We start from the raw sequence: 16,183 nt of genomic DNA, 5'->3' as shown, positions 1-16,183 counted from the left end.
CCTTGCCGACATCTGTTGCGGTAGAATTCCGCCCCTGTGAAACTCCAAGGTTTATCTGCTTTTGACTGCCTCTACCGCCCACGACTCTTTTTCTACACTCAGGTCTAGCCTGGCCCAGTGCCGTATTGCCGATCGTTTCAGATTTAAACGACGACTGGATGCGGCGCAGCGTGAAGGTGCCGGGGCCGGGGCCGACGTTCTTGCCGTGCTGGGTGGTGAGATCGCAGCTTCTATCGCGCGTGTCGAGTCCAGAAGGGCACTGCCTGCATCGATCGACTACCCGGAGCTGCCGGTTTCTGCCCGGCGTGAAGAGCTGCTCAAGGTGATTCGGGATAATCAGGTCGTGGTGATTGCCGGCGAGACCGGATCGGGTAAGACCACGCAGATTCCCAAGCTCTGTCTGGAGCTGGGATTTGGCTGCCTGGGTATGATCGGACACACCCAGCCTCGCCGGCTGGCGGCACGAAATGTCGCCGCGCGTATCGCAGAGGAGCTGAATACGCCGTTGGGGGAACGGGTCGGTTATCAGGTGCGATTCCACGATCAGGTGTCGGATAACACCCAGATCAAACTGATGACAGATGGGATTCTGCTCGCTGAGACCCAGCACGACCGTTTTCTCGAGCAGTACGAGGTGCTGATTATCGACGAGGCGCATGAACGCAGCCTCAATATCGACTTCCTGCTTGGCTATATAAAGCGGATACTGCCGAAGCGTCCCGACCTCAAACTGATCATCACCTCGGCGACAATAGACCTGGAGCGGTTCTCCGCTCATTTCGATAATGCACCTGTGGTTGAGGTGTCCGGACGTACCTATCCGGTGGATATCCTCTATCGTCCGCTGCACGAGATGGAGGCTGAAGATGAGCAGGCGCTGGATCTTCAGCAGGGGATCCTGGCCGCTATCGATGAGCTGACCCTGATCGATCGCCAGAGTCGCGGCTCCGGTCCCAGCGATATATTGGTATTCCTGCCGGGGGAGCGTGAGATTCGGGAAACAGCCGACCTGTTGCGCAAGGCGCAGCTGCGGGATACAGAGGTTATACCACTCTATGCCCGCCTCTCCCTGAAGGAGCAGAATCGGGTGTTTTACGGTACCCGCGGCGCTGGACGACGAATCGTACTGTCCACCAACGTGGCCGAGACTTCGCTCACGGTGCCGGGTATTCGTTATGTGGTCGATCCGGGCCTGGCGCGCATTTCCCGTTACAGCTACCGCTCCAAGGTTCAGCGGCTTCCCATCGAGGCTGTTTCTCAGGCCAGTGCCAATCAGCGTGCCGGTCGTTGCGGTCGCGTCGCCCCCGGTACCTGCATTCGCCTCTACTCTGAGGAGGACTTCAATAACCGGCCGGCATTTACCGATGCGGAGATCCGACGTACCAACCTGGCCGCCGTTATTTTGCAGATGCTGCAATTAAGGCTGGGGGATATCACCGACTTCCCCTTTGTCGATCCGCCGGATTCCCGGTTCATTACCGATGGTTTCAAACTGCTGGAGGAACTTGGTGCGGTCGACGCACGCCGTCAGTTGACTCCGGTGGGGCGGCAACTGGCGCGTTTGCCGGTGGACCCGCGTATCGCGCGGATGGTGATCGAGGCGGCGCAGTACGATGCGCTTAATGAGGTATTGATCATCGCCAGCGCGTTAAGTGTGCAGGATCCCAGAGAGAGGCCTCACGACAAACGTCAGGCAGCGGACGAAAAACACAAACTCTATAGCGATGAACATTCGGATTTTATTACGCTGTTAAATCTGTGGAATCTATATGAAGAGCAGCGTGCGGAGTTAAGCCAGAGTCAGCTGCGTAACTGGTGTCAGAAACACTTTATCTCCTATATGCGGATGCGAGAGTGGCGTGATGTGCACCGTCAGCTCCACCTTAGCATCAGGGAACTCAAACTGCGGGAAAACAGCGAGCCTGCCGAATACGCCCCCATACATCGGGCGCTGCTGGCCGGTTTGCTCAGCCATATAGGTAATTTACTGGAGAAGGGCGAGTATCTAGGCGCGCGCAACCGCCGTTTCCGTATCTTTCCGGGCTCCGGGCTGTTCAAGAAGAGTCCTAAGTGGGTGATGGCGGCCGAGCTGATTGAAACCAGCAAGCTCTATGGGCACCAGATGGCAAAGATCGAACCCGAGTGGATCGAACCCCCCGCCAGCCATTTGGTGAAGCGGAGTTGGTCCGAGCCCCATTGGGAGAAAAAACGTGCTCAGGTGGTGGCCACCGAACAGGTGACGCTCTATGGACTGATCATCGTGCCGAAGCGGCGGGTGAACTATGGTGCCATCGATGCGAAAGCCTCCCATGAGATCTTTATTCGCAGCGCGCTGGTAGAGGGGCAGTTCGATACCCAGGCGGCTTTTTTCAACCATAATCGCGAACTGTTGGAGAGCGTGGAAAACCTGGAGTCCAAAGCACGTCGGCGTGATCTTCTGGTTGATGAAGAAACGCTTTACCGCTTCTATGCGGAACAGTTCGAGAAACATGGTGGCAGTCACATCGTCAACGGCGCCGGATTCGAGAAGTGGTATAAAAAGCAGCGTCAGGGCGATCCCGATCTGTTAAAGATGACCGAAGCCGATATTCTTCAGCGCTCCGCGGATCATGTCAGTGCAAACCAGTATCCGGACACCCTGCGTATGGACGGTGTGGAACTCAAACTCGAATATCAGTTCGATCCGGCCTCCTCGAAGGATGGCGTGACACTTCAGTGTCCTTTGGCGTTGTTAAGGGTGTTGCCGAAAAAGCGGCTGGATTGGCTGGTGCCGGGGATGCTTGAGGAAAAGGTCATCGCAATCCTGAAGGGGTTACCGAAGCAGCTGCGCAAGCATTTCGTTCCCGTACCTGAGTATGCGCGGGCCTTTTGTGAGCAGGTGGTGTTTGCTGATGGAGATCTCTATGAGGCACTCAGTCATCAGTTGCTGAGGATGGCTGGGGTAAGGGTTGCGCCGGAGCAGTTAAGAGAGTCGGTATTAGAGCCCCACCAGCAACTGAATATTCGCCTGATCGATGCCCAGGAGCAAACCGTAGGGGAGGGGCGTGATTGGGAAGGGCTTAGTCAGCGCTACTCAGCCCAGGCCGAGGAAGCGATTCAGTCCGGCAGTGGCGACAGCTGGGGGCAGGAGAACATAGTTCGTTGGGACTTCGGTGATCTGAAGGAGAGCGTGCGCGTCAAACAGGCCGGAGGAATTGAGGTCGAAGCCTGGCCTGGACTGCAAGATCAAGGGGAAAGTGTAGAGCTGAAGCTGTTTGCCAGTGCCGATGAAGCGGTATTTAGAACCCGGCGTGCAGTTGCCCGTTTAATGCTGCTCAGCATTCCTGAAGTTGTTAAGTATGTCCGTCGTCAGTTACCGGCGATGGATAAGATAATGCTACTGGGTGGTAAAAGGTTCGAGCGACGGCGCCTGGAAGACGAGATTCTGTTAAAAGCGATCTGGCGTGCTGCCGGTTTGAGTGATGACTCGATCCTTAGAACCCAGGCTGGGTTTGAATCCGCCCTTGAGCACGGGCGTGCCAACCTGGCAGAGTACGCTAACGGGCTGTGTCAGTTTGTGCTGCTATGCCATCAGCGCCTTCATTCTATAGAGAAGCGTATCGGCGGGCGCATTGATCTCAGTGCCGTAACCATCTTGAACGATATCAAACAGCAGCTCACAGGATTAATGCATGTCCACTACCTGTCGGAAACGCCCGATCTCTGGCTAGAGCAGTATCCTCGATACCTTGAGGCGATTGAGATGCGCCTGGATAGATTTCAGCGCGAACTGCGGCAACAGACCGTATGGACTGAGCAGTTACAGACATTGCAGCAGCAGTATGAAAAGCGCAGGGAGGAGGCGAAGGCTCAGGATTCACTCAGCGATGGATTGAGAGAGTATCGCTGGTGGCTCGAGGAGTACCGTGTTTCGTTATTTGCCCAGCAGCTTGGAACTCGTTTTTCTGTATCGGAAAAGCGACTCAGAAAGCGGTTGGCGGAGTTGAGCTGAGAGTACGGCTGAAAGCTCAATCGAAAGTAGTGCCGAGTTAATGTTGAGCAGCGCCGATACAAGTATCAGATTCAGGTATTACAAAGGGTTGCAAGGGCAAAGGGGCTATGTTGTAATGCGCACAATTTAGGTGTGCAGATTGCAAGCGAATGCTCTGTGGCTCCTAAGGATTGAGCGGATTAAAAAGAAGTGCGGAAATTAGTTCCTGAAGTGCTCAGATTTTGCTCAGTTAAATGTTTTAAAAACCGGTATATGGCTTAAATCAAAAAAGTTCATTCACTGGTTTGAAATATTTAAGAATTATAGTATTTTTCGTAGCTAGCACTCCGGTGTGCTAAGAAAAACTAGAATTCACTACTAGTAAGTTGAATGTTGAAGGGGAAATTTGATGAAAAAGTCACTGATCGCTCTGGCTGTTGCTGGCGCCATGGCTGCTCCGATGGTAGCTCAGGCTGACGCTACTCTGTACGGCAAGTTCGAAATGCGTCTGAAGAACGTATCCGGTTCTGATACTGGCTTCGAGTCTGACGACTTCCGTGTTGGCCTGAAAGGCGACGTGGATCTGGGTCTGGAAGACACCAAGGGTATCTTCAAGTACGAAACCGAAATCAACCCGAACATTGATGTTGGTGCCGACACCGGTTCTTCCAGCCTGACCACTCGTGACGTATACATGGGTGCTACCGGCTCTTGGGGTACCGCGCTGGTCGGTCAGTTCGGTAACCCGGCTGAGAAGGTAATCGGCTACATCGGTAACCTGTCTGAGAGTGCTTCTGGTTTCGCATACGACCTGACTCCGGACCGTCTGGGTAACGCTGCTGCCTACGTTTCTCCGTCCTTCGGCGGTGTAACTCTGTCTGCAGGTGTTGCAGCTCAGATCGAAGGCGATAACGATTTCTCTGACGCTGATGCGTACGTTGTAACTGCAAGCTACGAAATGGGCGGCCTGAGCCTGACTGCTGGCTACTGGGACGTAGACAGCGACTACAGCGGTGCTGTTGCTAACTACGATTGGGCTGCTATCGGTGGTTCCTACACCCTGGGTAGCACCACTCTGGGTCTGGCTTACCAGAGCCGTGACGAAAACACTGGCGACGACAACGAAATCGCCAGCGTTATGCTGACTCACTCTATCGACGCTCTGACTCTGGGTGCTAACTACCACTCAGCTGATGATGAAGATGTTAGCGGCTTCGACGACGAGTACAGCCTGTTCGCTATCTACAGCCTGGGCAAAATGGCCGCTCTGGACGCTGAATTCGTAAGCGCTGACACTGGCAGCGACGACGTTGACGTCTTCTCTGTAGGTTACACTCTGAAGTTCTAATCCACTTTTGGATTACTTCTAGAAAAAAAGGCTCCTTCGGGAGCCTTTTTTGGTTTATGGGCCTGCAAGGGATGCAGGTGTAAATATCACTCTTGGCCAGGTTAATGTGGCCGCATACCTACCGTATCGGTTTTTCTCCCCGCCAAATTCTCTGTACTGTGCACTAGACGGGAAACTGTCTGTGGTTAACGCATGTGCAGATCGTAGTTGCTGAACTGATGTTGCATCTTCGCAGATGATTCTTTCGTCCCTTCATATAACTGGCGCACTCGTTGCTTATTCCTTTAATTGAGCAGCTTTTCTCAGATTGGCTGTCAACTAATCGACACCGGGAAATGCGAGTTCCGGCGAGGGGGGGGCTTCGGTACCGCCGATAGATAATTGTTGATAGTAATGGTAGGGTATTGGCAATGAGCGTGTTTAGTGAGGTGTACGTGAAACAGGGGCGCGGCCTGGAAAGGCTCAATTTCGATAACACCTATGCAAGGTTACCTGAGCAGTGGTATCAACGTACCGTGCCCCAACCCCTTAAGGGCGCGCATCTGGCCAGTTTCAATCCCCATGTTGGTGTACTGATTGGTCTGGACCCCTGCGCCATCGATTTCGATGAGTTGGTTCGCTACTTTAATGGTGAGATCGCGCTGCCTGGTGCTGAGCCTTTGGCCATGAAGTATACCGGCCATCAGTTTGGTTTCTACAATCCCGATCTGGGTGATGGTCGCGGTTTGCTGCTCGGTGAGGTGGTCAACCAGAACGGCGAGCGTTGGGATCTGCATTTGAAGGGGGCGGGGCGCACCGCCTTCTCACGTTTCGGCGATGGACGCGCCGTGCTGCGCTCAACCATCCGTGAATATCTGGCCGGGGAAGCGATGGCCGGACTGGGTATTCCGACAACACGGGCTCTCTGCTTGATCGCAAGTGAACAATTCACCCAGAGAAATGGCATGGAGCCCTGTGCCTTGCTGGTGCGTGTAACACCTTGCCATATCCGTTTCGGGCACTTCGAGTATTTCTTTTACAGCCGCCAATACGATCAGCTTAAGACACTTGCGGACTATAGTATCGATCGATACTACCCGCAGTGTCGTGGGTCTGATAATCCATACTTGGCGCTTTATTTGGAGGTCCAGGAGCGTACGGCTGAACTGGTGGCGCTGTGGCAGAGTTATGATTTCGTTCATGGTGTATTGAACACCGACAATATGTCGATATTGGGCGAAACATTCGACTACGGACCCTATACCTTCATGGACTGGCATGAGCCGGATCATGTTGCCAATAAAAACGATGATGAAGGACGTTATGCGTTCAAGCGACAGCCGGAGATTGTGCTGTGGAACATGAGCGCTTTCGCTCAAGCTCTCGTTCCGCTGGTGCCGCAGGCCGAACTTGAACAGGCGCTTACCCAGTTTATGGGGCGCTTTAGATTCCATGAGCTGAAGAGGATGCGTGCGCGGCTTGGGCTCCAACTGGAAGAAAAGGGGGACGCTGACCTCATTGTCAGGCTGAGGCAGATCGCCGCTGCGCACAAGCTGGATTTGACCCGTTTCCTGTACCAGCTGTCAGATTTGCCCTCCGATGACCAATTGGCAGATATGCTGGGACTGTGTGGGCTACCGGGCGAGTTGGTTGAGTGGCTAGGTGACTATAAAACTCGTCTGAAACTCGAAGTGGCCAGTGCTCCTATCAGAATGGCGCAGATGCGAGCGGTCAATCCTCGCTATATTTTGCGTAACTACATGGCGGAGGAGGTGATACGTCAAGCGCACGCTGGGGATTACCGGCCGTTGAACGAACTACTTTCTCTGCTGCGAGATCCCGCGTGCGTTGATCCGGCACTGGACCGCTACGCGGGGGCGCCGCCGGACTGGGCGGGGGGGATCTGTCTTACCTGCTCCTCCTGAATAGTCATCTGCTGGAATTAGTGCACAAACTGGCGTCAAAACAGCGAAAAAGTGTAGTACTTGACCAACAGCCGTGAGAATGTAAATCTTCTACATATCAGCGGCCCTTTTTCGGTGGGATGGGATTTGCTTGGATATTAATCAGGAAGTCGAACGACTCAAAGCGATACCGATGTTCTCGAAGGTCGAGCTTTCGAAACTGAAATTGCTGGCGTTCACCAGCGAGCTGTTGAGCTGTCGAAAAGACGAGATACTGATCAAGGTAAATGATCCATCGGATTGCGTTTATCTGGTCATGGATGGTGAGTTGGAGATTCTGTCCAAGACGGATTGCGGCAGGTCCTCATCCATAGTTCGTAAACGCGGTGATCTGATCGGCGAAATTGCAGTGCTCTCCAAAACCAGAAGGACCGCGTCGGTGAAAGCGCTGTGCGATACTGTGGTGATGAAGATCGATGAAGGTGTCTTCCTCGATCTCGTGACGGCGAACCCAACAGTTGCGCTGGATGTCATGCGGCAGCTGAGCAATAAGTTGGCTGAGGCAGTGCATAGCAATGATGTCCTCAGGGTTCGGCTTCAGGAGTTGGACAATTGCGGTAGCGATAATGAAGATGAGCGCTGAACGGTTTGAAAAATTATGGGCTCGTAACGTTGCTCCGGATGGGAATGCATGGAGTGCCGCAGAGGCCTATGCCTATCTGGAAAAGCAGTATAGCCAGCCTTCGCGCAGCTATCATGACCAGACGCATATCGATCAGTGCCTGGGTTGGCTCGATCGATACGCCGAAACGGTAGATGATCCGGATGCAGTGGAGCTGGCGATATGGTTCCATGATGCTTGTTACTTGCCTAGTCCTCAGGGGCATGAAGAGCGCAGTGCTCGTTTATTCAACCTGATGGTAGCGGATGGGATGAGCAGCGCGGGCAAGGAGAAGATCATCAAGATGATCGGCTATACCACCCACTCAGGCGCTCCGCAGACCAGCGAGGAGGCGCTGCTCGTCGATATCGATCTTGCCAGCTTCTGTCGGCCATGGCACCAATTCCTCATCGATACAGTAAAATGCCGTTGCGAAAAGAAAGATATCGATGATCTGGAGTTCTGCGAACGGCAGATCTGTTTCCTTAACGGCCTGGCGGCACGTCCCCACATCTATTTCAGTCCTCCCTTCAGGAAATACCACGAAGCTGAGGCGCGAGAGAATATCGCGCGTATCCTGGAGCTGCTGGAGCAGCGCAAAGAACGCCTCGCTGCTATGCGTCTAGAGGCTCAACAGAGTAAACCTGGACGCCATGGTTCCGGCCTCTGAGCGCAATCGTTCCTCTCATGTCGAAGCGGGCTAGTCCCGACCTGCACTCCTTTTTAGTGGCTTCCGAGACCAGGATAGAGGTGCGGAACTCCTTGTTATGCTGCTCCAGTCGGGCGGCGATGTTCACGGCATCGCTGTGGACTGTGTAGATCAGTCGGGAACGGGATCCCATATATCCGCTGACGACCTGGCCGGTGTTGATACCGATACGACATTTAAGCTTGGTATCGTCAACAAAGAGAGTTCTTTCCAGCGTAGCGTTAATATTCAGTGCCGATAACAGCGCGCACTCAGGAGGAGAGTGGTCCTGAGTACCCTGCTCGAAACTGACCAGAACAGCATCGCCCTGAAATTGATTAATGATGCCGTTGTAACGCTCTATTTCGCTTTCCACAATAGAAAAAAACAGATTGAGCGTGGATACCACATCATTGGGTTTCAGGCGTTCACTAAGCGCCGTAAACCCCTCAATGTCGATAAACATGATGGTTGCGACAGTCTGTCTCGCGTGTCCCGACTGGGGTTCTTCCGGCGCCTGGGCCAGGCTGTCGGCTACCTGTTGAGGTACAAAGTGTGACAGGTCGCAGGCGATAGTTGTTTCAATTATCGATTTGATCAGGATCTGCTTGGCTCTGTGAATAGCCATTGCCAGTACCAACGTCACGACGATAATGGTGATTATCTTGTCGAACTCAGCGCCAATCAGCATTTTATTGGAGGTCATGTACTCCACATAATCGCGGGTTACCAAAGCACCCGCCCCAGAGTCTTGATAGACGTAATACACCATGATCAACCAACCGACGGAGGCGCACAGTCCAGAAAAAAGTATAAATCTGACTTCGAACCTCAGTGCCCGTAGGGCAATGAATATGAATATATAGAGCAACGTCGGGGCCTTGAGATAGAAACTTGGCGGTTGCATGTATTGGAGGTGGAAGCTCCAGATCAGGAGGTAAAGCAGACTGATATTGCCAACAATCGACATATAGGTTGCCCAGTCCGGCGGCAGGCATATGCGACTGACATAAAGTTGCAGAAGGGTGAACAGAAGATAGAATAGCAGGACCCAGGGAACTGGAACGAAGCTGGCTTCTTCGGGATAGGTTTTTGGCGACAACAGATAGAGCATCCCAAATATAAAAACTACCAGCATCTGAATCCAGGCAATGAGGCGTTCGCTGCCGGCTTGATGTTGCTCGATCTCTCGCAGAATGCGCGGAGGGAGTTCGGTCAGTGTTCGTCCTGGCCCTCCTCTTGCGGGAGAGCGCATCCAGCTCGCTATTCTCCTGATTCCATCCGACGAATTCACGTTTGCTTCGCTAGTTGGTTGACAAATCTAGGCGCTCGACAGGCTTGAAGGCCTTGATTCTTCAGCATTGAGTTTGTTAAGCCACAAAGTCAACGCGGATATTCTCACGCTTTTGTGCACTTGCTCTATAACATGCATCATAGTCCAACTGCTCGTAAGACCACTCCCGGCGGTCATGAAAAATGTGTGTTTTCGTCCAAACTTGTGTTCGATAAGCTTTGAACGAGGTCATCTCTATGCGACATTACGCGGACTATCGCGCTACTGAGGGGGCAAGGAAGGTTTATGTTGGAAGTCGATAAAAATATGCCCCGTCGCATCTTGATGTACAGTCATGACACCTTTGGTTTGGGGCATCTGCGCCGTTGTCGCGCACTTGCCCATGCGATCGTCGATCGCTACAAGTCTGTTTCGGTACTTATCCTGACAGGATCCCCCATAATCGGGAGCTTCAGCTTCAAGGCTCGGGTCGACTTCGTTCGAATCCCCGGTGTGATTAAGCTGCACAACGGACAGTACACCTCATTAAGCTTATTGCAAGACTTGAGCCAGACGCTGGCGCTGCGCGAGTCAATCATTCGCCACACGGCGGAGTTGTTCGATCCGGACCTGTTCATCGTCGACAAAGAGCCCTTGGGGCTGAAGGGGGAGATCGAGCCGACCCTGAGTATGCTCAAGCAGAAAGGTGTGCCGATGGTGTTGGGTGTGCGCGACGTATTGGACGCACCGCACCTGCTGAGAGTGGAGTGGGAAGAGAAGCGGGCGATAGAGGCGATCAAGACATATTATCGCCAGGTTTGGGTGTACGGTGATCCCAGCATGGGTAACCCGTTGGATGGCGTAGCAGGAAGTGAGGAGGTCGGTGACAGGGTGGTGTACACCGGATACCTGCGTCGTTCACTGCCGGAGACCTATAGCTCACAGATCTTGCAGCAACTGAAGGAGCCTTACATCCTGGTTACGCCGGGCGGGGGAGGTGACGGCATCGCGATGGTTGATGCTGTTTTGAGAGCCTATGAACAGTGTTTGGATCTGCCTCTGGATGTACTGATCGTGCTCGGACCGTTCATGCCCAAGGATGTACAGGACAATTTTCAAAAAAGGGCAGCTGTGCACAGTAACGTGCGCATGATCATGTTCGATAACTGCATGGAGGCGTTAATGCAACGGGCCGAAGCGGTGGTCGCCATGGCGGGATATAACACCTTCTGCGAGATATTGTCCTTCGATAAGCCTGCACTCTTGCTACCGCGCAAGGAGCCGCGTCAAGAGCAGTGGCTGCGTGCCCTTAAGGCACAGGAACTTGGCTTGGTAACCGCTATCGATCTATCGGAAAAGGAGTTGGATCGTCTTTTGTCGGAGGCACTTAAGACACTTCATCTGAAGCCTAAACCCTCTTCAAGACTGACACCTCATTTCCTCGGCGGGCTGGACACTGTGCGCGACCAGGTCGCCGATCTAATCGGGCTTGGGGAAGAGGATAACAACGCATGACGGGATCAAATCCCAGACTGCTATTCTACGTTCAGCATCTGCTCGGGATAGGCCATATCAAACGAGCTGCGCTGCTGGTTCAGGGATGGGTGTCGGCCGGTATAAGGGTGACGGTTGTGATGGGTGGGGAGTCGGTTCCCCAGTTCCGCTTCACGGGTGCCAGGGTTGTGCAGTTGCCATCCCTACGTGCAAGGGATGAAAGTTTCAGCGGTCTGGTTGACAGTGCCGGTCGGGAGCCGGATCAGCTGTTCAAACAGCAGCGAACCCAGATGTTGCTGTCGGTTTTTGAAGCCGAGCGGCCGGATATTCTGGTAATCGAAAGTTATCCTTTTGGCCGCCGACAGCTGCGTTGGGAGTTGTTGCCGTTGCTCGAGCGTGCGATGACCAGCGAACCTCGTCCGCTTATTGCCTGTTCAGTGCGGGATATTGTGCAGGGGCGTCGCCCCGAACGTGTTGCGGAAGCTGTCTCACTTATCGAGCGTTATTTTGATGCCGTATTGGTGCATGGCGACCGGCAATTCGTACCTTTCGGTAGCAGTTTTCCTGAGGCTGATAAAATTGAAGATCGGCTGCTGTATACCGGTTACGTAACCGAATCGAAACAGGAGGTGGGTTCCGAGTCTCTCGGTAAGGGGGAGGTCTTGGTTTCGGCCGGAGGCGGGGCTGTGGGCTTCAAATTAATGGAGTCTGCATTGCGAGGGCGCACGGCAACGGTGTTGGCGAACGCAACCTGGCGATTTCTTGTTGGGCCGAATCTGCCAGGCTCGCGACGCGACGCATTACAACAGCTGGCGTCCGACGGTGTAATAATTGAACCATTGCGGCCGGATTTTCCGCAGCTTCTCGCGAACTGCAGGCTTTCTATCTCCCAAGGTGGATACAACACGATGATGGATCTGTTGACGGCAAATGCCCGCTCCGTCGTGGTGCCATTCGAAGGGGAGGGCGAAACAGAGCAGCTTGAGCGATCTGTCCGGCTTGCAGCGCTCGGGCACTGTGTGGTGGTGAGAGAGTCCGAGCTTTGTGCGCAAACGCTGGCCGCTGCGGTGAATGACGCAATTGAACTGCAACCTGCCGAGTTGTCGATCGATGTTGACGGCGCGCGTCGAAGCGCGGAGCTGTTGCTGCAACGCTGGGAAAGCACGCATGGCTGATTGGTCCGAACTGAAAGCTGAACTTCAGTGTTGGTGCGATGCCGGGGTAATGCCGACGCTTTGGTGGCGAGATGACGATGCCCGGAAAGATTCGCCTGAACTGCGGCGCCTTGCGGCTTTGAGCCAAGCCCATGGCGTGCCCCTGGCGTTGGCCTCAATACCCAAAGGGAGCGATTCAAGCCTGGTTGAGTTAGTGGGTATGAATCCGCTGTTGACCGTGTTGCAGCACGGCTATTCCCATGAGAATCATGCTCCGGTCGGAGAGCGTAAATGTGAGCTGGGTCTGGATCGACCACTTTCAGAGATCAGAGCCGAATTGGAGTTGGGGCAGGGCATTCTGACGCAGATGTTTACAGAGCGTTTTTGTCCCGTTCTGGTGCCGCCTTGGAACAGGCTCTGCGTCGAGCTGGTCGAGTTACTGCCCAGAGCGGGTTTCATCGGACTATCAACCTTGGGGCCGCGTGGTGGGAGCGCTCTTGGTCTAGAGCAGGTGAATGTGCATGTCGATCTGATCAACTGGCGCGCTGGTCGACGGTTCGTCGGTGAGCAACAGGCGCTTGCTCAGCTGGTTACTCATCTACGGATGAGGCGAGAGGCGAAGGCGGATCCTCGGGAGGCAACGGGTATTATGACTCACCACCTGGTGCATGATGAGCAGGTTTGGGCCTTCCTTGCACGGTTGTTTGAGATCAGTCGAGAGCAGGGAGCTCTCTGGTGTCCGGCAGCCTCGTTGTTTTCTGCAGGTACTGATTAATCGCTCAAGGGGATATTGTAATCCACCAGCGTTAACCTGCCGTCCGACCACCTGAACCTAAGTGCCTCGTCCCATCTTACCTTGAGCGGGCACTTATCGCGCATTTCCCAGTCAAGCGCTGCGCTTAACATCGCACGGATAACCCCCTTGTGGGAGATGATGCCCGCCTGGGCAGTAGTGAAAGGCGTATCGGCTAGCCACTGCAGCACACGTTGACGGACCTGGCGGGGAGATTCCCCTCCCGGAGGTTGAAGGTCCAGTCCCCGGCTTTCCTGATCTTGCATCGAACTGCCCAGCTGTTTACGCAGATCGGGCAGTCGCTCACCCTCCCAGTCGCCCCAGTCCATCTCGATCAATGCCGCTGGGGTGATATATTCCGTAATACCCAGCTCTTGGGCTGTTTGTTGGGCCCGTTGCAGAGGGCTGACGAACCAGGGGATTGACCTAAATTCGCTTGGTAAGCGTTTTCCTTGCAGGCTTATTCGGCCCTCCTCGCTCAGCGGAATATCACGCCGCCCCTGGAAACGTTTTTGCGCGTTCCACTCTGTTGCAGCATGTCGGAGGACAAATAGATCCAGTTCGGCAGCCTGCCCCGCGCGTTCTGTTTTCATGCCGATGATCCCGTACGTAATAACGGTGTCAGTAACGTACTCAGGGTGGTAACAGCCTGCGTCTCACTGTGATGGGCAGCACACCAGCGCTGAGCGCGCTTGCCAAGCGTGCGAAGGTGATTAGGATCAGCGGTCAGGGCATCTATCGCCCTGGCCATCGCTTCCGGGTCTCGCGGCGGTATTAATGTACCGCTGGTGTCCGCTATGACGAGGCTGCTCACGCCGCCTTCATTACCGGCAATAACCCAGGAGCCGGCGGCCTGGGCTTCCAGAAAGGCCATGCCGAAAGCTTCATTAACAGCGGGCCACACCATCAGGTCTGCCGCCTGTAGTAGCGGAATCAGTGTGTGCTGATCCTGTTTGCCTACAAAGTGTATCCGCTCGATCCCAGAAAACGCCTGACGCACCTCTACTTCGGCCTTGCCTGATCCGACCACAATCAGCTCCCAGTTAGTCGATTTGCACCGCCGCAGGCTCTGTGCCAGCAGACGATAGGAAGCGGCTTTGTCACCTGGGCGCATCATCGCAACGCTGATCAGCCATACCCGCTCAGGGTTCAGACTATAGCGTTGTGCCAATGTGATACGCGGCTCCGCTGGCTCGGTGCTGAAAGGGCTCAGGTCCAGGTAAGGGGCAAGGTAGGCCATTTTGGCCTCGGACACGATCTGCATCACGCCCTCCCGATCTGCCGGGTTGAGGCTTAGAATCAGGTCGGCACGTTGCAATGCCTCTACCGTCGCTGCTAGTCCCAGTGACCAAGGGCCATTCAATTGTTTTGCCGCATAAGATGCTTCGGCAACAATATAGGGGATCGACAGGGCATCGCTCACTTTTGGGCCGATCCAGTCCGGCGCCTTATGGTACAGGTGATATGTAAACCAGACGTTAGGCTTCTGATCGGGTGGCACACGGCGATAGTGCCGGATCAGACGATCGGCAATACGCTCCCCCAGTCGCTTAAGGCGAGCTTGGCGGGCCTTATCGCCGGTACGATCATAGCTGCGAAAAATAGAGGCAAGTTCGACACTGAAGCCCGCAAGCCGCAGTGTCTGCATTAGTCGGTTTGCGATCAGGCGATCGCCGGAGGGGTTGCTATGGGTTGGTGGCTTGAGGGGCGCGTAAAAGGCCAGCCTGGGGTGAGGCGTCATGTGGATTCCGGTGATGCTAACGCTGGTTGTCGAAACAGATCCCTCTCCTCGAATTTTTCTATCAGAAGATCAATTCCGTGCTCAAACGAAAACTGGCTGCGCACGCGCTCATACCCCGCTTGCCCCATCTGCTGGCGTTGTAGTGGATCGCGCACGAGTCGCTCTAGCTCCCTGCTTAGCGCTGAGATGTCGTTTTGCTCCACCAAGACGCCGGACTCACCATCGATGATCAGTTCGGGAATACCCGATACGTTGGTTGCCAAGCAGCAGAGCGCCTGGCTTTGCGCTTCCATCAACACGTTGGGTAAACCATCCCTGTCGCCATCCTCGCTTATCCTGCAAGGAAGTACAAACAGGTCACTCCGGCGATAATGTTCCAGTACCTGTGCCTGTGCCAGAGCTCCCATCCAGACTATGCGTTCGCTCAGCCCCAGGGCTGTGGCCTGTGCCTTGAGCTGCGCCAGCAGGGGGCCTCCACCTATATGGGTAAACGACCACTTGAGATGACTGGGCAGACGTGCCAGAGCGGCCAGCAACAGGTCATATCCTTTTTTATCGACAGCGCGACCGACGGAGATCAGCCGGACCTCGCGCGCGACTCCATCTCGATCCAACTCGTCTGTTCTCTCGGGTGCGGGGAAACGGTTGAAGTCAATACCGTGATAGACCAGCTCGACTCGCTTTGGATCGGGCGAAAGCTGGGCCAGATAGTCCCGGTTGGCGTGTGTACAGGTTACCAACCAACCGATATCGGCCAGCTTTTCGCTTAGTTCCCAATCGGATAGGGTCCAGATATCCTTTGCGTGTGCTGAACCGACCCAGTCGAGCCCTGTAATCAAGCTGCAATAGCGCCCTACAGAGCCTGGTGTATGGATAAAGTGGGTGTAGAGTCCGGAGGTCTCCGCCGGTAGCTCGCGGGCGAGCACCAGCGCTTGTCCGAAACGTCGTATGCGATTAGTGGTAAAGTCGCGCATCAGGTCGCGCCACCAGGATTTGAATGCGCGGCCAAAACCCGGCTGCCGGATTGCGGCAATAAGACCTTTTAACACCCGCCAAGGCTCCTGGTGCAGATACTCGGGCAGGTAAAGCACCGGCGATTTGATCTCGGCGTGGATAGGGTGGCGCTTGCTGTCTGTGGGGTGTCGCAGGGATACGATTAACAACTTCATCCCCCGGCG

Annotated in this window: 12 protein-coding genes; 8 read left to right on the top strand and 4 right to left on the bottom strand. The window is 54.5% G+C overall.

Annotated features, from left to right (window positions below; translation table 11 throughout):
* The first annotated feature begins 61 nt into the window (after positions 1-61).
* The 5 genes from hrpA (at position 62) to IEX40_RS10865 (ending at position 8,532) form a co-directional block, all read left to right on the top strand.
* Positions 62-3,991: an ATP-dependent RNA helicase HrpA gene (hrpA, locus tag IEX40_RS10885; protein WP_229680709.1), complete on the top strand. Its 3,930-nt coding sequence runs from the start codon at positions 62-64 to the stop codon at positions 3,989-3,991.
* A gap of 388 nt (positions 3,992-4,379) precedes the next feature.
* Positions 4,380-5,318, top strand: a complete 939-nt coding sequence (locus IEX40_RS10880; protein WP_188748134.1) for a porin — start codon at positions 4,380-4,382, stop codon at positions 5,316-5,318.
* Positions 5,319-5,728: 410 nt separating this feature from the next.
* On the top strand, positions 5,729-7,222 hold the full coding sequence (locus IEX40_RS10875; protein ID WP_188748132.1) for a protein adenylyltransferase SelO: 1,494 nt from the start codon (positions 5,729-5,731) through the stop codon (positions 7,220-7,222).
* 130 nt (positions 7,223-7,352) lie between these two features.
* On the top strand, positions 7,353-7,844 hold the full coding sequence (locus IEX40_RS10870; protein ID WP_188748130.1) for a cyclic nucleotide-binding domain-containing protein: 492 nt from the start codon (positions 7,353-7,355) through the stop codon (positions 7,842-7,844).
* Entirely contained in the window at positions 7,828-8,532 is a 705-nt protein-coding gene (locus IEX40_RS10865; RefSeq protein WP_188748128.1) for an HD domain-containing protein, read from the top strand. The genes IEX40_RS10870 and IEX40_RS10865 overlap by 17 nt, the downstream gene beginning before the upstream one ends.
* On the opposite strand, the gene IEX40_RS10860 is transcribed toward IEX40_RS10865, so the two are convergent.
* Complete coding sequence (locus IEX40_RS10860; RefSeq protein WP_188748126.1) at positions 8,477-9,805, bottom strand: adenylate/guanylate cyclase domain-containing protein; 1,329 nt, start codon at positions 9,803-9,805, stop codon at positions 8,477-8,479. The two genes, IEX40_RS10865 and IEX40_RS10860, sit on opposite strands and share 56 nt — an antisense overlap.
* Positions 9,806-10,129: 324 nt before the next feature.
* On the opposite strand from IEX40_RS10860, the gene IEX40_RS10855 reads away from it, so the two are divergent.
* The 3 genes from IEX40_RS10855 to IEX40_RS10845 are packed head-to-tail and all read left to right on the top strand — an operon-like array spanning position 10,130 to position 13,246.
* Positions 10,130-11,338 carry a glycosyltransferase family protein gene (locus IEX40_RS10855; RefSeq protein ID WP_188748125.1) on the top strand — a complete coding sequence of 403 codons (1,209 nt, stop codon included), beginning with the start codon at positions 10,130-10,132 and terminating at the stop codon, positions 11,336-11,338.
* Positions 11,335-12,492, top strand: a complete 1,158-nt coding sequence (locus IEX40_RS10850) for a glycosyltransferase family protein (RefSeq protein WP_188748123.1) — start codon at positions 11,335-11,337, stop codon at positions 12,490-12,492. Before IEX40_RS10855 ends, IEX40_RS10850 begins: the two co-directional genes overlap by 4 nt.
* Entirely contained in the window at positions 12,485-13,246 is a 762-nt protein-coding gene (locus IEX40_RS10845; RefSeq protein WP_188748121.1) for a polysaccharide deacetylase family protein, read from the top strand. The genes IEX40_RS10850 and IEX40_RS10845 overlap by 8 nt, the downstream gene beginning before the upstream one ends.
* Here IEX40_RS10845 and IEX40_RS10840 read toward each other — a convergent pair.
* From IEX40_RS10840 to IEX40_RS10830, 3 genes are read right to left on the bottom strand one after another with little or no spacing between them, the layout of a single operon-like run.
* The gene (locus IEX40_RS10840) at positions 13,243-13,857 is read right to left on the bottom strand and encodes a histidine phosphatase family protein (protein ID WP_188748119.1); all 615 of its coding nucleotides are present in this window, start codon (positions 13,855-13,857) and stop codon (positions 13,243-13,245) included. The genes IEX40_RS10845 and IEX40_RS10840 overlap by 4 nt on opposite strands.
* The gene (locus IEX40_RS10835; RefSeq protein ID WP_188748117.1) at positions 13,854-15,005 is read right to left on the bottom strand and encodes a glycosyltransferase family 4 protein; all 1,152 of its coding nucleotides are present in this window, start codon (positions 15,003-15,005) and stop codon (positions 13,854-13,856) included. Before IEX40_RS10835 ends, IEX40_RS10840 begins: the two co-directional genes overlap by 4 nt.
* Complete coding sequence (locus IEX40_RS10830) at positions 15,002-16,174, bottom strand: glycosyltransferase family 4 protein (RefSeq protein WP_229680708.1); 1,173 nt, start codon at positions 16,172-16,174, stop codon at positions 15,002-15,004. Before IEX40_RS10830 ends, IEX40_RS10835 begins: the two co-directional genes overlap by 4 nt.
* Between the last annotated feature and the right edge of the window lie 9 nt (positions 16,175-16,183).

The sequence above is a fragment of the Marinobacterium zhoushanense genome, assembly GCF_014641945.1.
Lineage (GTDB): Bacteria > Pseudomonadota > Gammaproteobacteria > Pseudomonadales > Balneatricaceae > Marinobacterium_D > Marinobacterium_D zhoushanense.
The sequence above is the reverse complement of the archived record's forward strand: the minus strand, read 5'-3'. Positions and strand labels throughout refer to the sequence as shown.